Origin of the sequence: Chryseolinea sp. T2 (genome assembly GCF_037203685.1) — a bacterium.
Lineage (GTDB): Bacteria > Bacteroidota > Bacteroidia > Cytophagales > Cyclobacteriaceae > Chryseolinea.
The window spans coordinates 1-22,263 of sequence record NZ_JBBCAU010000016.1; the positions used below are offsets into that span (position 1 = coordinate 1).

Annotated in this window: 14 protein-coding genes; 13 read left to right on the top strand and 1 reads right to left on the bottom strand. The window is 48.6% G+C overall.

Annotated features, from left to right (window positions below):
• The 7 genes from WBG78_RS30135 to WBG78_RS30165 all read left to right on the top strand — a co-directional run.
• Positions 1 to 5,346, top strand: a 5,346-nt coding sequence (locus WBG78_RS30135; RefSeq protein ID WP_337330263.1) for a tandem-95 repeat protein, incomplete at its 5' end; no start/stop codon positions are given.
• A gap of 24 nt (positions 5,347 to 5,370) precedes the next feature.
• Positions 5,371 to 6,405, top strand: coding sequence for a PorP/SprF family type IX secretion system membrane protein (locus WBG78_RS30140; protein WP_337330264.1), 1,035 nt, complete (start codon positions 5,371 to 5,373; stop codon positions 6,403 to 6,405).
• A 142-nt stretch (positions 6,406 to 6,547) separates the two neighbouring features.
• Positions 6,548 to 7,159, top strand: coding sequence for an RNA polymerase sigma-70 factor (locus tag WBG78_RS30145; protein WP_337330265.1), 612 nt, complete (start codon positions 6,548 to 6,550; stop codon positions 7,157 to 7,159).
• Positions 7,160 to 7,251: 92 nt separating this feature from the next.
• A complete protein-coding gene (locus WBG78_RS30150; RefSeq protein WP_337330266.1) occupies positions 7,252 to 8,205 on the top strand; it encodes a FecR family protein in 954 nt (317 codons plus the stop codon).
• A 19-nt stretch (positions 8,206 to 8,224) separates the two neighbouring features.
• Positions 8,225 to 11,671 (top strand): SusC/RagA family TonB-linked outer membrane protein, encoded by a 3,447-nt coding sequence (locus WBG78_RS30155; RefSeq protein ID WP_337330267.1) that lies wholly within the window; start codon positions 8,225 to 8,227, stop codon positions 11,669 to 11,671.
• A 10-nt stretch (positions 11,672 to 11,681) separates the two neighbouring features.
• Positions 11,682 to 13,157 (top strand): RagB/SusD family nutrient uptake outer membrane protein, encoded by a 1,476-nt coding sequence (locus WBG78_RS30160; RefSeq protein WP_337330268.1) that lies wholly within the window; start codon positions 11,682 to 11,684, stop codon positions 13,155 to 13,157.
• Between the two features lie 8 nt (positions 13,158 to 13,165).
• Positions 13,166 to 13,651, top strand: coding sequence for a lipocalin family protein (locus WBG78_RS30165; protein ID WP_337330269.1), 486 nt, complete (start codon positions 13,166 to 13,168; stop codon positions 13,649 to 13,651).
• Positions 13,652 to 13,730: 79 nt separating this feature from the next.
• Here WBG78_RS30165 and WBG78_RS30170 read toward each other — a convergent pair whose 3' ends face one another.
• Positions 13,731 to 17,255, bottom strand: a complete 3,525-nt coding sequence (locus WBG78_RS30170) for a VCBS repeat-containing protein (RefSeq protein WP_337330270.1) — start codon at positions 17,253 to 17,255, stop codon at positions 13,731 to 13,733.
• Between the two features lie 220 nt (positions 17,256 to 17,475).
• Here WBG78_RS30170 and WBG78_RS30175 point away from each other — a divergent pair, with 220 nt between their 5' ends.
• The 6 genes from WBG78_RS30175 (at position 17,476) to WBG78_RS30200 (ending at position 22,210) form a co-directional block, all read left to right on the top strand.
• Complete coding sequence (locus tag WBG78_RS30175) at positions 17,476 to 18,183, top strand: RNA ligase family protein (protein WP_337330271.1); 708 nt, start codon at positions 17,476 to 17,478, stop codon at positions 18,181 to 18,183.
• 3 nt (positions 18,184 to 18,186) lie between these two features.
• Positions 18,187 to 19,299, top strand: a complete 1,113-nt coding sequence (locus tag WBG78_RS30180; protein ID WP_337330272.1) for an AAA family ATPase — start codon at positions 18,187 to 18,189, stop codon at positions 19,297 to 19,299.
• Positions 19,300 to 19,398: 99 nt separating this feature from the next.
• A complete protein-coding gene (locus tag WBG78_RS30185) occupies positions 19,399 to 20,082 on the top strand; it encodes an NUDIX hydrolase (protein WP_337330273.1) in 684 nt (227 codons plus the stop codon).
• A 35-nt stretch (positions 20,083 to 20,117) separates the two neighbouring features.
• The gene (locus WBG78_RS30190) at positions 20,118 to 20,354 is read left to right on the top strand and encodes a hypothetical protein (RefSeq protein ID WP_337330274.1); all 237 of its coding nucleotides are present in this window, start codon (positions 20,118 to 20,120) and stop codon (positions 20,352 to 20,354) included.
• Between the two features lie 339 nt (positions 20,355 to 20,693).
• Positions 20,694 to 21,182 carry a hypothetical protein gene (locus WBG78_RS30195; RefSeq protein ID WP_337330275.1) on the top strand — a complete coding sequence of 163 codons (489 nt, stop codon included), beginning with the start codon at positions 20,694 to 20,696 and terminating at the stop codon, positions 21,180 to 21,182.
• 5 nt (positions 21,183 to 21,187) lie between these two features.
• Positions 21,188 to 22,210 (top strand): SPFH domain-containing protein, encoded by a 1,023-nt coding sequence (locus tag WBG78_RS30200; protein WP_337330276.1) that lies wholly within the window; start codon positions 21,188 to 21,190, stop codon positions 22,208 to 22,210.
• Positions 22,211 to 22,263: the final 53 nt, after the last annotated feature.

A 22,263-nucleotide genomic window follows, 5' to 3' on the forward strand; every position in this document is an offset into this window, starting at 1 on the left:
TGGGCTAAGTCGATCAGCAAAGGAGATGCCGGCGAAAGTGCGCAGGTATTAACCTTCACGCTGACGAACAATAACAACTCGCTGTTCAGTGTTCAACCTGCAATCAACGCTACAACAGGAGACCTCACGTATACATTGGCACCGAATGCCAATGGAGCAGCAACAGTAACGATTGTTCTCTCTGACAATGGCGGAACAGCCAACGGCGGCGACGACACCTACGCCACGCAGACATTCACGATTACTGTAACTCCGGTGAACGATGAGCCTACCTTCACAGCAGGCCTGGATCAGAGTATCTTCGAAGATGCAGGCGCTCAAACTGTTGTTGGCTGGGCAAGTGCATTAAACAAAGGTGCAGCGAATGAAAGCTCGCAGACACTCACGTTCACGCTTACCAATGATAACAACTCCTTGTTCTCAGTTCAGCCTTCGATCAATGCTGCAACCGGAACCCTGACTTATACACCTGCAGCCAATGCTACCGGTGTTGCTATCGTAACCGTTACTCTTACGGATGATGGCGGCACAGCCAACGGCGGCGACAACTCATCTATTAAAACATTCACGATCACCATCAACGGTGTTAATGATGAGCCGAGCTTTACCAAAGGTTCAGACCAAACGGTGTTCGAAGATGCGGCGCCAGTAACAGTTGGAGCCTGGGCGAAGTCGATCAGCAAAGGAGATGCAGGCGAAAGTGCGCAGGTACTAACCTTCACTTTGACGAACAATAACAACTCGCTGTTCAGTGTTCAACCTGCAATCAATGCTACAACAGGAGACCTCACGTATACATTGGCACCGAATGCCAATGGAGCAGCAACAGTATCGATTGTTCTCTCTGATAACGGTGGTACTGCCAACGGCGGTGATGACACCTACGCCACGCAGACATTCACGATTACTGTAACTCCGGTTAACGATGAGCCTACCTTCACAGCAGGCCTGGATCAAAGCATCAACGAAGATGCCGGTGCACAAACAGTGGTTGGCTGGGCAACAGCTTTGAACAAAGGTGCAGCGAATGAAAGCTCGCAGACACTCACGTTCACGCTTACCAATGATAACAACTCCTTGTTCTCAGTTCAGCCTTCGATCAATGCTGCAACCGGAACCCTGACTTATACACCTGCAGCCAATGCTACCGGTGTTGCTATCGTAACCGTTACTCTTACGGATGATGGCGGCACAGCCAACGGCGGCGACAACTCATCTATTAAAACATTCACGATCACCATCAACGGTGTTAATGATGAGCCGAGCTTTACAAAAGGCTCGGACCAAACTGTGCTGGAAGATGCAACACCTGTGACAGTACTGGCCTGGGCTAAGTCGATCAGCAAAGGAGATGCCGGCGAAAGTGCGCAGGTATTAACCTTCACGCTGACGAACAATAACAATTCTTTGTTTAGTGTACAGCCAGCGATAGATCCGTCTACTGGTAATCTCACTTACTCACTGGCTGCGAATGCCAATGGAACAGCAACGGTGTCAGTAGTTCTGTCTGATGACGGTGGTACTGCCAACGGCGGGGATGATACTTATGCTACTCAAACCTTTACCATCACGGTTAACCCGGTTAACGATGAACCTACCTTCACAGCAGGCCTGGATCAAAGCATCAATGAAGATGCAGGTGCACAAACTGTGGTTGGCTGGGCAACGGCTTTGAACAAAGGTGCAGCGAACGAAAGCTCACAGACACTGACGTTCACCCTTACCAATGATAACAACGCCTTGTTCTCAGTTCAGCCTTCAATCAATGTAGCAACTGGAACACTGACCTATACTCCGGCTGCAAATGCATCGGGGGTAGCTATTGTCACAGTAACACTTTCGGACAACGGAGGTACAACCAATGGTGGCGATGACTCGTCAACGAAGACGTTCACCATCACCATCAACGGTGTTAATGATGAGCCAAGCTTTACCCAAGGAGCAGATCAGATCCTCAATGAGGACGCAGCTCCGGTAACAGTAGCTGCCTGGGCGAAATCAATCAGCAAAGGCGATGCGAGCGAAAATGCGCAGGTACTGACTTTCTCCCTCACGAACAATAACAACTCATTGTTCGCTGTTCAGCCCGCTATTAATGCGACAACTGGTGACCTCACTTATACATTAGCTGCGAATGCCAATGGAACAGCAACAGTGTCGATCGTGCTCTCGGATGATGGTGGTACTGCTAATGGTGGCGATGATACTTATGCTACTCAAACCTTTACTATCACGGTTAACCCGGTGAACGATGAACCTACCTTTACAGCTGGCCTGGACCAAAGCATCAACGAAGATGCAGGCGCACAAACTGTGGTGGGCTGGGCAACAGCTTTGAACAAAGGTGCAGTGAATGAAAGCTCACAGACACTGACGTTCACCCTTTCCAATGATAACAACGCCTTGTTCTCAGTTCAGCCTGCAATCAACCCGGCAACAGGTACACTGACTTACACTCCTGCCGCAAATGCAACTGGTGTTGCCTTAGTAACGGTAGCACTCTCAGATGACGGCGGAACTGCCAATGGCGGCGACAACGCTTCAACCCAAACGTTCACGATCACTGTCAACGGTGTGAACGATGAGCCAAGCTTTACTAAAGGAGCAGATCAGAACGTCAATGAAGATGCGGCTCCGGTAACAGTACCTGCGTGGGCAAAATCAATCAGCAAAGGCGATGCAGGTGAAAGTGCTCAAATCCTGACTTTCACCCTGACGAACAATAACAATTCATTGTTCGCTGTTCAGCCCGCTATTGATGCGACAACTGGTGACCTCACCTATACACTGGCTGCGAATGCCAATGGAACAGCGACGATATCGATCGTCCTCTCTGACAATGGCGGTATTGCGAATGGCGGCGACGACACCTACGCCACGCAGACCTTTACAATTGCCGTCACTCCGGTGAATGACGAACCTACCTTTACCAAAGGTCCGGATCAGACAATCAATGAAGATGCAGGTGCGCAAACTGTCAACGGCTGGGCTAGCTCAATTGCTGCCGGACCTGCCAATGAGTCCACGCAAACGCTCGTATTCACTTCAACAAATGACAACAACGCTCTGTTCACTGTACAGCCGTCAGTGGATGCGTCGGGCAACCTGACCTACACGCCAGCCCCGAATGCATTTGGAAGCGCAGTCGTGACTGTCACCCTTACTGATAACGGCGGAACTTCCAATGGAGGAGACAACACTTCTGTTCAGACCTTCATCATTAGCCTGATCTCTGTCAACGACAAACCAGTTGCCGTTGCCGATGCTCCGTCAACTAATGAGGACACGGCTCTGACTTTCAACATCGTTTCGAACGATACAGACATCGACGGAGTTATTGACCCTTCGACGGTGGATCTCAATCCGGCAACTCCGGCTACCGAGTCGTCAGTAACTACTTCGGAGGGTACCTGGACCGTTGACGCGTCAGGTAAGCTCACCTTCACGCCTGCAGCGAACTACTTTGGTTCAGCGACCATATCTTATACAGTAAAAGACGATGGCGGAGCAACTTCGGATCCTGGTTCTGTAACGGTTACCGTAAATCCGGTAAACGATCTCGTTCAAATCGGAGCCGACAACAAGAGCACAAATGAAGACACGCCGGTTACTTTCAATGCTGCAGCCAACGACACCGATGTAGACGGAACGGTTGTGACCTCAACTCTCGACCTGGACCCTGCAACGGCTGGGATACAGCACAGCGTGTCTAAACCTCAGGGAATATGGAGTGCCGACAACGCAGGTAACGTTACTTTCACGCCTGCGCCGGACTTCAACGGTACAGCTACAATCACCTATACCGTAAATGATGATACCGGAGCCGTATCGCTTCCTGGCACTATCACGGTAACAGTCCTTCCGGTCAACGATGCGCCAGTCGCGGTGGCGGATGCAATAACCACGGGCGAAGATCTTGGTGTGACGTTCAATCCGACAACCAACGACACGGACGTTGACGGAACAATCGCCGCATCTACGTTAGATCTGGATCCTTCAACGGCGGGCATCCAAAAGACCCTGACGACAGCAGCCGGCCTCTGGACTGCTGACAATTCGGGTAACATCTCATTTGTTCCTAAAACGAATTACAACGGAACTGCTACCGTATCATATACCGTTCAGGACAACGGAGGCGCTATATCCAACGCAGTTGTCGTTACGGTGACAGTTACGCCTGTAAATGATGCGCCTGTAATCCCTGCCAAAACACTTACAGTAACACAGGGTAGGGGAGCGACCGACAATTTACTCACTGGTGGTCTTGATCCTGACGGAACGCCGTTGAAGATAAATACTACACCTGTAACCGGCCCGAGCCACGGTACTATCACAATAAAGCCAGACGGGACTTTTATCTACATGGCTGATGCGACGTACACCGGTTCTGATCAGGTTATCGTCGAAGTATGCGATTCCGGCTTGCCGCTTCCCGGAATTTGTGCAAATGTAACTTTGTCAATCACGATCGTAGACAATCAGGGACCAGTTGTAAGCGTCAAGCGCCCTACGACAGCTGAGGATACGAAGGCAACGGGTTCAGTTCTCTCTTCGTCCGACGTCGACCCTGAAGGTCTGCCGCTGAAAGTAACAACTACTCCGTTGAATGGCCCGGCGCATGGCGTGATCGTGATTCAGGCCGATGGAAAATACACGTACACACCTGATGAAAACTATCACGGTCAGGATACTGTCCAGATTTCAGTTTGCGATACGAATCCTGTTCCGGCCTGCACGAATACGGAACTCATATTCACCATCACTCCGGTAAACGATGCTCCGGTTCTCGCAGACGACGTACTTACGGGTGATCGCAACGCTGAGACTACAGGCACTATTCTCGTGGGCGACTATGACCCTGACAGCACAAAGCTCGTGGTGAATACAACGCCTGTAACCGCTCCGGAACACGGTACGATTGTCATCGATAGCGACGGTAACTTCACATACACCCCGGATAAGAATTTTACCGGCGAGGACAAAGTTGTTATTGAGGTCTGCGACAGTGGAGATCCAATGCCAGGACTCTGTGCCACGACGACATTAACCATCATCGTCACGGATCCTCTTGCTGGCGTGGTCTTCGTACCCGAAGGATTTTCGCCTAATGGTGACAACGTGAACGATAACTTTGTCATCACATACACTGGCAACGAGCCGGTTCACCTGCAGATATTCAATCGCTGGGGTAACATCGTATATAGTAACGACGCCTATCAGAATGACTGGCAGGGTATATCTACACATGGCGTTACGATTGGCAAGGACCTGCCCGACGGAACATACTTCTACAAGGTTGTCATTGGTGAGTTTCAGCAGACCAAATCATTTACTCTGAAGCGTTAACGAGAACCAGATTTTTTTGAGAATATGAAAACACTTTTACGCTCGCTGGTTACAATCTCCTTCATGGCTGCAGTATCGACACTGCATGCGCAGCAGGATCCGATGTATTCGCAGTATATGTTCAACGGCCTGGCAGTGAATCCTGCGTATGCCGGCGTACGCGGAACACCATCAATTACTGCTATGTACCGCAAGCAATGGATGGGCATTGACGGAGCTCCAACAACATTTACATTCAGTGCCGATGCGCCTATCAAAAACGAGAAGATGGCATTAGGTATGAACATTGTACAGGACAAGATCGGCATATCCAACACGCTCATGCTTAATGTCATCTACGCGTATCACATCAGATTTGCGAACGATGGAAAGCTATCGCTTGGGCTACAGGCCGGTATAAATCAATTTAAGGCCGATTACAGCTCTGTCGAGACCTCATATACACCGGGACAGATCGATGCAGCCTTTGGATACTCAACGACAAGCCTGTTCCCTAACTTCGGTTTCGGAGCGTATTATTATACAGGGAAATTCTTTGTGGGAGCTGGCGTTCCCAAGATGATCAAAAACAATCTCTCAGGTACTAATAGTCCAACGCTGGATTTCACCAGCTATCCAAATCGTCAGAACCGCCATATCTTCGTCACCACAGGTTACACGTTTGATCTGAACCCTGACTGGGCCCTTAAGCCATCGATGCTTTTAAAGGGCGTTCATGGGGCACCACTTGAAGTGGATGTTAATCTTAATGCCTGGTGGCAGGAAAAGGTGGGGGCAGGTCTCTCATACCGTACAGCGGATGCGTTGGTAGCCATGGTGCAGTTTCAGGTTAAAGATGAACTCCAGTTTGGTTATGCGTACGATATGACGGTATCGCAGTTTTCAGGAACGAACTCAGGCAGCCATGAACTGATGCTGCGGTACGAACCGTTCGCGAAAGAGGCCAAGAAAAAGCAGGCTCAGGTTTCCAGGAGAAAATCGTCTTATAACAAGCCAAGCAAGAGACAACAGTATAAGAGAAAGCGGACAAATCAATATCGCCGGCCGAAGAGCAGATAACCGCGAGCTGAAAAGATCAAGCTGAAAAGATCAGCGTTCGCAATCCAGGCGTTACGTCCAGATGTGCACAGTGTGAAGATTTCTGCGAAAGCTTTTAACTTCTGATAATTATGCGGAAGTTGGCGCTGGAAGTCCCCTCTCTATGTTTTCGTCTTCCCCAAAATCGGTTGTTATTGATACGGAACTGATCGCCAGGATCAGGAAGGGAGACACGAAAAGCCTGGAGCTGCTGTTTCGCAGGTTGTATCCACGATTGTTTGCTTACGCTAACAAGTTTCTGCACGACCACGAGGATTCAAAGGAAATCGTGCAGGATGTTTTCCTGTCCCTATGGAATCATAGAAGTAAGCTGGATGAATCGAAGTCTCTGGATGCCTTCCTTTTCACATCCGTAAAAAACAAGTGCCTTAATTTGCTGAAATCAAGGGCCGTGCAAAACCGGCGGGCAGAGCTCATGCTTCGTCTGTATGCGGACGAGCTATCGTTTGTAGACAATACTCACGAGATCCTTCTTGCCAACGAACTGCAGTCAGCTTTCGACAAGGCCCTGAACACTTTGCCTGCAGAATGCCGGCGTGTGTTTGAGCTGAGCCGTGTAGAAGGTTTGCGCTATCACGAGATCGCCTCGAGACTTAACATTTCAATAAAGACGGTCGAGACTCAAATGTATCGTGCACTCAGTAAACTGCGGCTCGAGCTTCGACATCACCTTGCAATCCTTTCCGGATTTCTGCTGGCGAACTATTATTTCTGATATTTTTTTTCCTGAGCTGTAAGGGTGCAGATTCGTTTTGCTGTATTACAGGTATGACATGGCCTGACCTACCCCCTGGAATTGACGAAATAATGTTGCGTGTATTGGAAGGAAGGGCAAGTCACGAAGATCTGGACGTGCTCAGCCATTGGCTTGATGCCTCGCCGGACAATAAGAAGCATTTCGACGAAGTAAATGCCACCTACCAGGCATCGGTTACCCTCAACCGCGCAGGATATCAACGAACAGAAGAGGCCTGGAACGAACTTACAAATCGGCTGGAGCCTCCGGCACAATCCAAAACTTCTCAACTCACCTGGGTGTTGCGGATAGCAGCCTCTGTAATCGTATTGGCGCTGGCCTCATACGGGATTTATCGAATGGCGGAACCCGGGCCTTCTGCTTTGCAAACAAGCCTTGTAAAAAATTCAACTGGTAGAAATACCCGAATTGTACTCCCCGATAGCTCGGTAGTTTATCTGAACACCAACAGCACATTGGAATATCCTTCTTCTTTTGGGGCAACTTCCAGAAACGTGACATTACACGGTGAAGGCTTTTTCGAAGTCAGAAAAGGGACCAAACCTTTTATTGTGAACGCTGAGGAGTTAACGATTACGGTAAAAGGAACGCGCTTCAACGTTCGTGCATATAAGAATGATCTTCAGACAAAGGCAACATTAGAAGAGGGCTCAATTGAACTGAAGGTAGCAGGACAAAACAAAATTTATCAGCTTGTACCTGGTGACCAGGTCACTCTTGACGCAGACAGAAAGCAGGTAAAAACAAGCAAAGTTGATCCCGCCAATTTTACAGCGTGGAAAGAGGACATACTCACCTTTGATAACGCGCTGTTGGGCGACGTCATCTACAAAATTGAAAATCGGTTTCAGGTTCATATTGAACTGGACAGTTCAGTGTCAGCCTCGGAACGTATGACAATGACCATTAGCGACGAATCTTTCGAGGATGTATTGGAGCTGATCCAGTTGTCTTCAGGCTTTAAGGTTCGCCGCGAGATTAATGACTTTATCCTCTATCAATAAAGACCTAACCCAAGTATTTATGTTGAGACACTACAAACTTATCCGGTGTTCTCCGCGGGCCACGATCGGTAGCTTACTTACCTGTATGGCACTGTTGGGATTCCTGGCAACAGCTAACGTGCAGGCTGCAGTCACGATGCAGCCGCGTCCCATGATTATGCTTGATCTGAAAAATGTTTCGCTTAAATCGGCGATCAGGGAAGTAGAGAAGCAAACGGACTATCATTTTGTGCTGAACGATAGCCGGTTGCATGTGAGCAATAAGACAGTTTCCGGAAACATTCAGAGCGACAGCATCGAAGAGGTGTTGAACTTTTTGCTCAACGGTACCGATATCCTTTACAAGATCAGGAAGAAACAGATCACTCTGATACCTCCGGGACAATCTCACACACTGAGTCCAATACTGGTACGCGATGCGGGATCAACGGCCAGGTTAACCCAGGCCGGAGCCCTGCCAGTCAGTTTGACGTCGCAGTCACAAACAGAGGTTATTGTTACCGGTACAGTGGTGGAAGAAGATGGATCACCTCTGCCTGGCGTCAACGTCATCGTAAAGGGAACGACGCGCGGCGCGGTTACCGATGGATTCGGTAAGTTTTCGATAGCCGTGGATACCGAGAATGATGTATTGGTGTTTTCGTTCATTGGTTTCCTCTCCCAGGAAGTTCCACTGAATGGTCAAACCTCTGTTAATGTGACCCTTGCTTCCGATACGCAAACGTTAAACGAAGTGGTTGTCGTTGGATACGGTACACAGGAAAAGAAAGACATCACGGGTGCGGTTGCTTCTGTGAAGGGATCAGAGATAGAAAACCTTCCTGTTGCTTCGGCAGCGCAGTCTTTGCAAGGACGTGCAGCAGGTGTCAATATTGTTCGAAGCGGCGGTGCACCAGGTAACGCTGGAGCTATACGCGTCCGTGGTATTGGTACCATCAACAACGCAGATCCCTTGATCGTAATTGACGGCGTACCTGCCTCCAATATTAATGATGTGAACCCGAACGATATCGAGTCCATAGAAATATTAAAGGACGCATCCGCCAGCGCAATCTATGGGACACGTGCAGCAAATGGCGTCGTCATCGTAACTACAAAACGTGGTAAGTTTTCGCAGCCGATGCATTTCACCGTTAATGCATACACCGGTGTGTCAAACAAGATCAAGACGGTCGACGTGCTGGATGCACCAACGCTGGCAATGTTGAAGCGCGAGCGATATACCAATGATGGGTTGGTAATTAATCCAATATGGGAAGATCCTCAATATCAAACGCAGAAGACCAACTGGCAGAATGAACTTCTTGGCCAGGGAACAACAAGCAACCTCGATGTTACCTTGTCCGGTGGTGGCGAGAACTCTTCATTTTCCATCACAGGGGGATACTACGACGAGCAGGGAATGATCGAAAATTCATACTACAAGCGGTATAGCATGCGCATCAACTCTGATCACAAGGTTGGAAAACGATTTAAGATCGGCGAGAATCTTCAGATTGTAAATCAAACAGAGTCCGCTCCCAATACTTTGTCGGCGCAGGATGGGTTGATCTGGAGTGCGATTCGTTTCAATCCCGGTCTGCCAGTGAAAAATCCGGATGGCACCTACAGCACATCACAGTTAAGTTCGGAATTTGGTGACATCAATAATCCGGTGTTCACGGTTGATACGCAGGACAAAAAGCAAAACCGGACGCGGCTGTTGGGTTCCCTTAACGGTGACCTGGAACTCTTCGAAGGTTTTCACGTGCGGGCAAACTTTGGCGTCGATCTGACTTACCTCACTTATAAGGAATTCAACATCATTGTAAACGATCAGATCCGTACCAATTCGAGGAATACATTGACGGTAAGGAATGAGCGATATTATAACCTGCTGCAGGAGTATACAGCTACTTACAATCGCGACTTCGGTCAGCACACGATAGGTGTTGTAGGGGGTTTTTCCGTGCAGCAATTCAATGAGAACAAAGAGATGGCGCAACGCAGAGATTTTCCCAGCGAAGATCCAAGCCAGCGTTACCTCTCTGCAGGACAAGCGATCACCGGAGCTGAGGAAACCCGTTCGTATGATGGTCTCGCATCAGCGTTCGGCAGAGTTACATACGACTTCAAAGATCGTTACCTGGCCACGCTGACGTTCCGTGCCGATGGTTCTTCAAAATTTGCTGAAGGCAACCGTTGGGGAAGTTTCCCTGCCTTTTCACTTGGATGGCGCATTTCAGAGGAGCCTTTCTTTTCAAACCTTACAAATACGATCAGTAGTCTTAAACTTACCGGTGGATGGGGACAGCTCGGTAACCAAAACGTTCCGCGTCTGAACTACCTGGCGTTGATCTCTTCCGGTTATCGCTACTCCTTTGGGGATCAGTCGACGGTAGGTTCCGCGCAAAGCGCACTGGCAAATGCGAACATCTCCTGGGAAACGGGCGAGATGACCAACTTTGGTCTTGAGTCAGGGCTGTTTTCAAACAGGATCCTTCTAACTCTGAATTACTTTATCAAGAACACGAAAGACATGCTCCTGCCGCCGCCGTCACTTGGCTCTAACGGTACGGCTACTATACCTTATCAGAACGTGGGCCAGCTCCAGAACAAGGGCCTTGAGATCGAACTTTCGTATCGTAAGACGGTAGGAGATTTTACCTATACGATAGCCGGCAATGCTTCTTTTATCACCAACAAAGTCGAACAACTGTATGATGGAAACTTCATCGGTTCATCCGCGTACGGAAGACCCAATCAGGAGATCACCAGGACCTATGAAGGTCATCCGATGCAAACATTTTACGGATGGAAGACCGACGGATTGTATCAAAACCAATCTCAGATTGAGGCCGATCCTGCCCTGGCCAACGACGAACGCCATGCCAACAATCTTATTCAGCCAGGCGACGTGAAATTTGTCGACATCAATGGAGATGGAATGATTGACGACAAGGACAGAACATTTATTGGAAGTCCGTGGCCGAAACTCACTTATGGTTTAAACGCATCGCTGGGCTATCGCCAGTTTGATTTGACGTTGTTATTCCTCGGTGTTGGGGGCGTAGATATCTACAACGCCGACCGAATGCAGGGTATCGATCCAACGTATTCCTTTAACATGTATGCAGAGACCATCAATCGCTGGCATGGCGAGGGAACCAGCAACAGCATTCCGCGCATGACCACTGCGCGCGATAATCTTAATCACAGAACGTCGGATATGTTTGTTGAAAACGGAGACTTCTTCCGGCTGAAGAATATTACACTGGGATACAATTTCCCGCAGGCACTGGCTCAATCCTTAAAACTCACACGTGCTCGCATATATGTGACAGGGCAAAACATTTTTGTCATCACGAAGTATTCAGGCATGGATCCTGAGCTTGGATATGCCGACGACAACAGGCAGATCAACATCGACTATGCACAATACCCGCAAGCGAGGACGTTTACTGTGGGTGCATCTTTAACGTTTTAACCCGACATCCATGAAAAACAAAATGTTAACTTTTGGTAATCGTGTAACCGGAATGGTCACGTCGTTTTCGGTGATGTTGATGCTCTTTTCACAGTGCGATGACGTGCTGGATTCAACATCTTATGGCCAGGTTTCGACTCAGCAATTCTGGCGTAACGGAGAAGACGTTGTCTCGGCAGTGAATGCCATTTATGAGCCCTTGCTGCAGGAAGAATACTTCGGGCATTGGGAACGTACGTTCGACATTTGCTCTGATGACATGTGGCGCGCAGGCGACCACGGTGAAGATCAATCTATCGAATTCTTTACCTATGACGCCGACAATCCAAAGTTGCGTCCAATATGGAAATGGAAGTATGAAATGATATCGCGGGCTAACGCGGTGTTGATCAATGCTCCCGATGTTAACATGGACCAGGCAACCAAAAACCGCAGTCTGGGTGAAGCATATTTCCTGCGCGGATTTTCCTACTGGAGACATTACCTGATTCACGGCGAAGTACCCATCTTTGTTGAAGACGACGTGATTGCTGGAAGGTTAAACAAGCCTAAGGCAACAATGGCAGAAATGGAGGCGCAAATTGAATCCGACTTTCAGCAGGCCGCTGAACTGTTACCTGCATCTTATGCCGGCGATCCGGATAATCTCGGAAGAGTTTCCCAGGGAACAGCCTATGGCTTCCTGGCAAAATTTTACTTGTATACTGAACAATTTGCCAAGTCTATTGAGGCTGGACAGCACGTGACAACTAATGCTGCTTACGCCCTGGCTCCGACGTTTGAAGTGAATTTCAGTGTCGACGCTGAAAACAATGCAGAGACTCTCTTTGCCATGCAATACAAAGATGGTTGGACAACCGATAACACGCCGCAGATCTACACCACTCCACGGCCGTGGGGTGGATGGGATTTTCGTGAACCGATCCAGGATCTCGTCGATGAATTCGAAGCTGATGATCCTCGCCTGGGCTACACGGTATTTCAGGTGGGCGATATGGTCGATCTTGGCGGTGAAGAGGGTGTACAGGAATACACAGCGGACCTCTCTCAGACAGGTTATCACTTCCGTAAGTTCGCTTCGTGGCGTACTACGGGTGGACTAAACGCAGGCCAAAATGCACCCATCCTGCGCGCCTCCGATGTATATCTTATGGTAGCAGAGGCGAAGATCCGGTCAGGTCAAAATGGTGATGCCGAAATCAACGCCGTAAGAGAACGCAACGGACTCGATCCTGTTACTAATGCCGACATGGACGACATCATGCACGAACGACGCGTTGAGCTCGCCGGCGAGAATGAACGCCATCAGGATCTGTTGCGCTGGGACAAAGCCAACATCGTGGATATCGTTGCGCTATATGCTGCTGACCGCGGGCCTTTGAAGCCAGGCAGAACGTTCATGCGACCCAAGCATTACTATTTCCCGATACCACAACGTGAGATAGACCTTAGCAACGGGGTTCTGATTCAGAACGAGAATTATTGAGCTGACAATTGATCGTAACAAGACAAATATTCCATACGACCGGGGTGCGTGATGTGCTCCGGTCGTTTTTACAGAGACATACACCAGCGGGTTTTTCGCTGTTAGCCATCGGGTTGGGGCTGCTATGCGCATGCTCACCCAAAGATCCACGTCAGGCAATTGAGGGTACCTGGAAGATTGATTCAGTGTTTACTTTTTACAACGGGTTTGGCAGCATGGAGACGACCATTGTCGACCTTGAGCAATACACTTATCTGCCCGATGGCAAGGTGAATGTCTCATGGAGCGGCACTACAAGAACTATGTTATATGATCTTTCAGCGCAAGACACCCTAAAGTATATTGAGAACAATCACGAGGTGTCTCGTTATCAGATATTAAAACTAGGAGGTGACAGGCTGGTCCTCCGAAAGGACAAACCACCATTGTTTTCCGGCGCAAAACAGGAGCGCTACGAGATCCGGTATTTTTCCAGAGTTCCTCTCGGAAACTGAGGAACTACAAGTACCGGAATACTTTTGTGTCTTCCTCCGCCTATTTCAAGGCTTTAGTTCTGTGACTCGCCATGTCTGCCTATCTTAGCGCTAGTTCTCTGGACTTGCCTTGACAGTCAAATACCGTGATCCTTATGCCATCCGCAGGAACGTCTACCCCGCGCGTTGACTGCGACAGATAACCGCCGCCCATATAGTTCTCAACCCGCCGTAACCGACCGTTTTTAAATTGAATCTCAGCATAGGCGTCATCACCTCTGAACTCAAAGTGAGCAGGTAGCCTGGCTACTGAACGAAGTTGTATTGAATCATTGTTAACACCAGCAATCACCAGCTGATCGTTACCACGGGTTAACAACACGAGACTTCTTGCATCGCCTCGGACAACCAGGCCCGATTGGGAAATGGTTTGTGACGCGAAGTTCCCATGACCATCGCCGACGAGAACCAAGCCCTTTGACGCATCGTACTTGCCTGTCAGTACGTCCGGTGATGAAGAGTTTCCTGTCAGAACAAGGTCGTCACTTCCATTGCCGTCAACGTCTTTTATCAGCATTCCGTAAACAGGCGAGAATTGCGCTTCAGCAGGCAACGGCTTTAGTTGCCAGGGATCACTACCCTGGTTCATGAGAATACAGGTAGCCATCACGTGGGCCGTAAGAGTGTCGACTTTATTTTTGGTATTCCTTTTCAGGAATGCCTCCTTCGACTCTTCTGCATATGCAGCATAGCTGTTGTAATATTTTTTGTAGGAAGGCAGTTGTAAGAACAGGTCATCGCGTGGGTGTGCCGGATACTCTTTGCCTTGGATATTCTGAGTGAGAATTGCTTCGCGCTTGCCGTCGTCGTTGAAGTCTGAGGCGTATGCATGGAGTGGATGATCGGGTGTTGCCTTGTATCGGCTGTTGTACCCCAGGTTTCCAACCACATAGTCGATGTCTCCGTCGTTGTCGACATCAGAACCGGCAATGCTGTTCCACCAGCCTGCTGATTTTGCAAGACCATAAGTTGCAGTTACATTTTGAAACTTTCCATTTGTGTTACGCAGTAGAGTTATCGGCATCCATTCGCCAACTACAATGAGGTCCCGGGCGCCGTCGTTGTCGAAGTCGGTCCATAATGCGGAAGAAACCATTCCGATGTGCTGGAGTCCTGGCGCAACATCGTTGGTGATATTCGTGAATTGTCCGCCGTCGTTACGAAGAATGAAACTCGTCCCCGCATCGGGGTAGGACTGTGGCTTTAGCCGGCCACCTATAAAAAGATCAATGTCACCATCACCATCAAAATCATTGCCCACCACGCAGGAACCACTTGCCGACTCCGTGGGAATCGAATTAGGTTTGAGCGAGAAATGTCCTTGACCATCGTTCAAATAGAGACGATCCTGGTAATAGATCGATCCTTCGGCAAATTCGTTGCCGCCACTAACAACGTACAGATCCTGATCATTGTCGCCGTCTACGTCAAAGAAGAGGGTGCCCGTGTCTTCTTCAAACTTCTTTCCATGCGCAATTGGTTGGCCTTTGAATGTTCCGTTTTTCTGCTGTATGAAAACCTGACCGGAGTGATTGTACGAGCCACTGACAAGCAAGTCTTCCAAATGATCACCATTAACATCGGCAACTGCCAGCGCTGGGCCAGGAGTTGAATACTGCTGCGGAATAAGCGGTTGAACTTTGAAGTCGGCGTATGGTGCTTCCTCGTGCTTGAATTGAATAGCAGGCTCATGTAAGGAAGTCATGAAGCGTCCTGTGCTTGCCTTCACATCCAATCGTGAGTTCGGGAGTTGATCAGCACCGCCGTTCCCGAACTTGATTTTCATTAGCTTATCGACAGGTACATTGTGAATAGTTTGTCTGGTTTGGTTTGGCCAAATGACTTCTATTTCATTTACCACAGTATCTCTACTCACACCGAAGTGTATAAAGGGTTCCAGACTGGACTGGTACCCGCGTACAACTCGGTGCTCGGCGATCATTGAGTGGCTCGGTGTTCTGATTCGTATTTTTGTTCCATATGCCTCCCTGTTGCCCGCTGGACCTTCAAGGCTGATCCTTACATAATGTGATCCAGGTCGTTCCGTCGTGTGGTTCCTGAATACGGATGCAGGGCCATTCAGATTATTGGTGACGTAGTCGAGGTCACCATCGTTGTCAAGGTCTGCAACGGCTGCGCCGGTCGCATACGAAGGCGTGATAAAGCCCCAATGTGAAGAGCTGTCAGCAAAGGTGAGATCTCCATTATTGTGAAAGGCAAAAGGTGGAAGATGAGCGCCATCAAGCTTGCTCACGGCCTCCATGAATTTGTCACTCATGCCCTGACTAAATCCTTCGTGTATAAGTTCGCTTGCTTTATAGCTGGCAAAGTCGCGGTTAGTGATATCTCGCGGATATCCATTCGTTACGAGCAGGTCGCGCTGCCCGTCATTGTCAACGTCAGCAAACAAAGGACTCCAACTCCAATCGGTAGCAGCCACGCCGGCAAACTGGCCAATCTCACTGAAATAGGTCTTGCCGTCGATGGCGCCCCGGTTGAGCTGAAGAGTGTTGCGCATGTACTGCGGCGCATATCCCATCCGTATTTCGGACTGGTAACGGTCGTAGTTCGTTGCTCCGAACATAAGTTTCTGTCGCTTGTTATCGGGTGGCAACATGTCGACAGCCACGAAATCAACCAGACCATCGTTGTTGAAGTCGGCCACATCGTTTCCCATTGCCGAATAACTCGTATGGTCAAAATAACTGGCAGATTCATCTTTGAATGTGCCGTCCTGTTGATTGATAAATAACAGGTCGTTGGAGAGGTAATCATTCGTTACGTACACATCGTCCCATCCGTCGTCGTTCACGTCGCATATTGAAACGCCGAGGCCATAACCTTCTGCAAGAATACCAGCTTCTCTCGAGACATTCGTAAAGGTTCCATTGCCATTATTGCGATAGAGGCGGTCGGTGTTAGCCATTTCGCCATTAAGCCTTTTGGGACGAATAATGTTCGGCCCGGTTTGATCCGTGATGTTGGTTAGGAGATACATGTCGGGATCTCCGTCACGGTCGTAATCAAAAAACGCGGCCTGCACGGAGTGACCAGTATCAGCCAACCCGTATTGATCTGCACTTTCCTGAAAAGCGTTGTTGCCCTTGTTAATGTAAAGTTCGTTGGCGCGCTTTTGAGGATCAGTATATGGACCGGCATAGCAAATGTAAATGTCTTGTAATCCGTCCTGATTGATGTCGACAACGGATACGCCACTGGCCCACTTCCCGCGCTGTAGCAGACCGCTGTGTTCAGTAATGTCTTCAAACTGAAAGTTTCCTTTGTTGAGGTAAAGCCGGTTATCTGACATGTTCGCTGTGAACAAAAGGTCAGACAACCCGTCATTGTTGACATCGATGACGCCCACACCGGCGCCATTGTAGAGATATTCGAACGTGATTATGTTTAGACGGTTATCCTCCCTTATGACATTATTGAAGTCGATGCCAGTTTGTGATGAAGGCAATGCTTCAAACAATGGCGCTCGCCTGGAATCGGGACGACATGCAGTTAAAACCAGAAAGGAAACGATTAGGAACAGCTTAGAGGGAGGAAGCTTGTGCATGTCGAGACCAAGGTAATGAAACCTTTCAGAATTGCCTTCGTTTTAAGCTCACGCCTTGTGCTGTATGTACCAAACCCTTAACGGGGACATCGTCATAATCGTCATGTAATACCACTGCTTCGGTTGCATTCCATCTATCAGCAATTTCTTTTTGCATAGATCCTTTCGCGTTCTTATTCAACGAACGCCTGGCAATCTTTTTACTTAAAATTGTGGTATCATGAGCATTTCAAAAAAGTACGGTCGCACGTATCACTTTCCGTTTTCTCCGGGAACCACCAGCGACGATCGTGTTAATCATAACTATTGGGAAGACATAAGTCGGTTGTCTTCTGTTGTACATACGGAGAAACTGGATGGAGAGAACAACTGCCTGAGCAGGCATGGAGTGTTTGCCCGGTCCCATGCCGCGCCTACGGTATCCCCATGGTCACAAAAGATCAGAGAGCATTGGCAGCAGATCCGAAACGATCTCGGCGACATTGAGATCTTTGGAGAGAACTTGTATGCGGTTCATTCGATCGAGTACCCCAGAATAGAGCAATACTTTTATGTGTTCGGGATCAGGCAGCAGGAGGCATGGTTAAGTTGGGACGAAGTTAAGTTTTACGCTTCGCTTTTTGACCTGCCTACCGTTCCTGAATTGAGCATTGTAAAGCCCGATAATCAGCCGCTCTTTGAACAACACGTGCTTGCTCTGGTCAGCCAAGCAAGTGTCTTTAATTCTCTGGATATAGCAACGGGCAAACCATGCGAACGGGAAGGAGTCGTTAGCCGTGATACTGGTGCGTTCCATGAAAACGAGTTTGCAACACGGGTATTCAAGTACGTCCGCAAAGGACATGTGAAGACTGACGAGCACTGGACGCGGAATTGGAAACGGGCGCGGCTGGCCTGGGAACAACCTGAAACACCATCTAAGAACTGAGCTATGAATTGGTCTATTGCTAATAATAAGGATTGGAGTGCCCTGGAGAAACGATTCTCCTGGGTTGCTGATATGCATGGTGTTCCGCAGGATGCAATACACCATGCCGAAGGTGATGTAGCCATTCATACTCGTATGGTACTCGAGGCTTTAACTTCTTTGGACGGCTACCAACGTCTTGACAACGGGCAGCGTGAGGTGCTGTGGACATCGGCGCTGTTACACGACGTGGAAAAGAGATCCACTACACTATTGGAAACAGATGGTCGAATTACCTCGCGGGGACATGCGAAACGCGGCGAGTACACAAGCAGGACAATATTGTATGAAGAAGTTCCTGCTCCGTTCAGTATCAGAGAACAAGTTTGTGCACTGGTGAGATATCATGGGTTGCCGCTCTGGATATTTGATAAGCCCGATCCGGCGAAGGCTGCGATTCAGGCATCGTTACGTGTAGACCTTTCGTTATTAACAACGCTTGCACGCGCCGACGTCCTTGGTCGCATATGCGCCGATCAGCAGGAGCTGCTTTATCGTATCAATCTGTTCGAAGAGCTGTGTCGCGAAAATAACTGCTGGAGAACGCCTCGCCATTTTGAAACCGATCTCTCCAGATTTCTCTATTTTAACAGGGGAGATTCATCACCCGATTATGTTCCTTTCGATGACTGGCGGAGCACGGTTGTGATGATGTGTGGATTACCGGGCATGGGAAAGGATAGCTATCTGAGTAGATACCATTCCAGCACGCCAGTTGTGAGCCTTGATGACATCAGGCGAAAGCACAAGCTGAAGCCCGATGATACTTCGGCAACGGGATGGGTAGTGCAGGAGGCGAAAGAGGAAGCGAAATCATACCTGAGAAGGGGAGAGCCATTTGCCTGGAATGCCACAAACATCACACGCCAGATGCGCTCTCAATGGATTGACCTCTTTGCCACTTACAAGGCACGTGTTCATCTTGTTTACGTTGAGGCGCCTTATCAAACATGGATCAAACAGAACAGGGAGCGGGACCATGCTGTGCCTGCTGCAGTTATGCAGCGTCTGCTTTCGAAACTTGAAGTCCCTTCGTCTGACGAGGCGCATCGCTTGGAATATGTCGTCTCGGAGTAGGTGGAGTATGTCGCCTCGGAGTAAATGGATGCATCACTTCGCGAACACTTCATTTTGACTCATAACAAACACGTCACGCAATTTCCTATTTTTGATTCCATGAGGCAGGACATCAGGGTAGCGGTCGACGCTGTAGTTTTTGGCTACGATCAGGAGCAGGGCATTTCCGTGCTTCTGATCAAGCGCAAGATCGAGCCGTTCAAAAAGATGTGGGCCCTGCCTGGAGGACTCGTTCTGAATGAAGAGTCGCTTGACAGTGCTGTGCATCGCGAGTTGCAGGAGGAAGCCGGAATCGATGTGAAGTTCCTCGAGCAACTGTATTCGTTTGGCAACCCTGGTCGCGATCCACGCAATCGCGTTATTTCCATCTCCTATTTCGGCCTCGTCCGGCCCCGTGACTTTGAACTGGTGGCACGCACCGATGCAGAAGATGTTGCCTGGTTCAACATTTCAAAGCTGCCGCCACTTGCATTTGATCATAAGAAGATTGTCGAAACGGCCATCTCGCGCCTGCGGGGTAAGATCACCTATGAGCCAGTAGGCTTTGAGTTACTGGATAAAGAGTTCCCTTTCTCCGACCTGGAAAATCTGTACCAAACACTGCTTGATCAGCCTATCGATCGCAGGAACTTCAAGAAGAAGATTTCCAGTCTTGGCATCCTCGAAGAACTCGACAGGACCGTACAACGCGGCGCCGGACGACCGGCAAGACTTTTCCGGTTTAACCGAAAGAAGTATTTCGAGCTGAAGGACCGTGGATATAACTTCGATTTCTTCTCTTAAAACACGGCTCTCGTTCTATCAGTATTTGATCCCATATGGATCAACGATCATTAGGGATCTTCGATCTGTGGCACTGCGCGATCTTTTATCTCCGCGCGTGTCGCGCAGCATCTTCAATGAAATACATTCGCCCCCCGCGCACAACGCACGCACTGAAATCGATCGAGATCGTCTTCATTCCTGCAGATTTTATATATCCGCTGTACACTTTCATCATGTCGGCTATATACTTTCTTTATATCCGCTATAAGTGTTCTTTAGATCTGCTATAAGTGTTCTTTAGATCCGCTATATGTGTTCTTCAAATCCGCTTCAAATTCTTATCATGCCGCCAATATACTTGCATTATATCCGCTTCAGTTCTTCTGCAATACCTGGATATGAGTTTATGTTATGTTCTTGAATGTAGGTGGATAGTTGCTGCATAGTAGCGATATATGCTGGACTAATTTGCCTGATTCAACCACAGGGGGCCGCACCAAATTCTGACCCTTGCCAATGCCCTCTCCAAGCCTTATTCCCATATCAGGACAGGCCCGTTATCGTGTGCGGCTGACGGTAACATTCTGATCTTCATATTAGTGTAAAATATACGCAAATTAGCTTCTGTAATGAGAACAGAAAAGCTATATTTGCGTATACAATACACAAAGGCATTTCACAACGATATGATTACCCGCGCTATTAATAACTGCATGAATAACGCCCGTGGAAAGCACTGGGAAAAAGTGTACTGGGCATTCGATATCCACGGCACTATACTCAAGCCAACGTTTCAAAGCGGTGTACTATCAACGGAATTTTATCCCTATGCCGAAGAGGCGATGCGATACATCACACAGCAAAAGGACGTAGTGCGGATTCTGTACACATGTTCTTATCCGCACGAAATCGTTGATTACCTGAAGTTCTTCGAACAGCGCGGAATTCATTTCGACTACGTAAATGAAAACCCCGATGTATGCGCAGGCGCGTACGGGCATTACGACAGGAAGTTTTACTTCAACGTACTGTTCGAAGACAAGGCGGGCTTCGATCCAAATAGCGATTGGGAGAAGGTTTTAGAGCTCGTCAAATCAGTTAATACACTAAAAGTTTAATCTATATGTTCGGAATTAATTTTATCAAGTTCGATTCGATGACTTATGCTATTCATTTCAAGAAAGGCCAGGCCATCCAGGAGGGAAGAGGGTTGTCATTTTTCTACTATGGTCCGAATTCATCCATCGTGGCTATCCCGGTTGGGAGCCGCGACATTCAGTATATCTTCAACGAAATGACGAAGGATTTTCAAACTGTTACCGTACAGGGACAGGTTACTTACTCAGTTGAAAATGCGCGCCAATTATCGGAGATGCTTGACTTCACATTGTCGTCCGACAAGAAGGTGAACAATGAGAACTTTGAAAAGCTGAATCAACGCCTGAACAATGAGGCAAAGACGGCGGCATCGTCCTATATACAGGGCCTTGGCTTAAAGGAAGCATTGCGTAGCGCCCGGGAAATTAGCGATACTATCGAACAGGGATTGAAGTCCTCAGATGCAGTAAAGCTGCTGGGAGTATCAATTCTCAGTGTTGATGTATTGTCAGTTCGGCCGACACCTGAAATGGGCAAAGCATTGGAAACGGAAATGCGCGAAAGCCTTCAGAAGGAAGCCGACCTGGCAATCTATGAACGAAGGAACTTCGCCGTCGAGCAGGAACGCAAGATCAAAGAGAGTGAGTTGAATACGGAGATCACCGTTCAGGAGAAGAAGAAGCAGATACACGAAAAGCAGGCGGAGATCAAGGTACGTGAGGCGGAGAATACAAGGAAACTCAGGGAAATGAATGTCGCGGCCGACTTGTCGGTGGAACAGGAGAAGACAAAGCTCATTGAGATGCAGTCGGAAAATGAACGCAAGATGGCCGATGCCAAGGGGTATTCATTGGAGAAGACCCTCACGCCATACAAGCAGCTCGACTGGCGTGTGCTAATGGCCATTCATTCCAATGGAATGTCGGCTATCGACAACATCGGATTGGCCTTCAGAGAACTTGCTGAAAATTCAGGTAAGATTGGAACGCTTAACATTACACCCGACTTGCTTGAGACGGTAATCCGGAATCCTAAAAAATCAGCGTGAGCAACAGTGTGAGAGTGATAATACCGTCGCTCTCACACTGTTCCTCACTCTGA

Excerpts from the sequence above, each read along its gene's own strand:
- WBG78_RS30160 (WP_337330268.1), top strand. The coding sequence starts at position 11,682 with ATGAAAAACAAAATGTTAACTTTTGGTAATCGTGTAACCGGAATGGTC.
- WBG78_RS30155 (WP_337330267.1), top strand. The coding sequence starts at position 8,225 with ATGTTGAGACACTACAAACTTATCCGGTGTTCTCCGCGGGCCACGATC.
- WBG78_RS30175 (WP_337330271.1), top strand. The coding sequence starts at position 17,476 with ATGAGCATTTCAAAAAAGTACGGTCGCACGTATCACTTTCCGTTTTCT.
- WBG78_RS30140 (WP_337330264.1), top strand. The coding sequence starts at position 5,371 with ATGAAAACACTTTTACGCTCGCTGGTTACAATCTCCTTCATGGCTGCA.
- WBG78_RS30150 (WP_337330266.1), top strand. The coding sequence starts at position 7,252 with ATGTTGCGTGTATTGGAAGGAAGGGCAAGTCACGAAGATCTGGACGTG.
- WBG78_RS30185 (WP_337330273.1), top strand. The coding sequence starts at position 19,399 with ATGAGGCAGGACATCAGGGTAGCGGTCGACGCTGTAGTTTTTGGCTAC.
- WBG78_RS30190 (WP_337330274.1), top strand. The coding sequence starts at position 20,118 with ATGGATCAACGATCATTAGGGATCTTCGATCTGTGGCACTGCGCGATC.
- WBG78_RS30170 (WP_337330270.1), bottom strand. The coding sequence starts at position 17,255 with ATGCACAAGCTTCCTCCCTCTAAGCTGTTCCTAATCGTTTCCTTTCTG.
- WBG78_RS30145 (WP_337330265.1), top strand. The coding sequence starts at position 6,548 with ATGTTTTCGTCTTCCCCAAAATCGGTTGTTATTGATACGGAACTGATC.
- WBG78_RS30200 (WP_337330276.1), top strand. The coding sequence starts at position 21,188 with ATGTTCGGAATTAATTTTATCAAGTTCGATTCGATGACTTATGCTATT.
- WBG78_RS30180 (WP_337330272.1), top strand. The coding sequence starts at position 18,187 with ATGAATTGGTCTATTGCTAATAATAAGGATTGGAGTGCCCTGGAGAAA.
- WBG78_RS30195 (WP_337330275.1), top strand. The coding sequence starts at position 20,694 with ATGAGAACAGAAAAGCTATATTTGCGTATACAATACACAAAGGCATTT.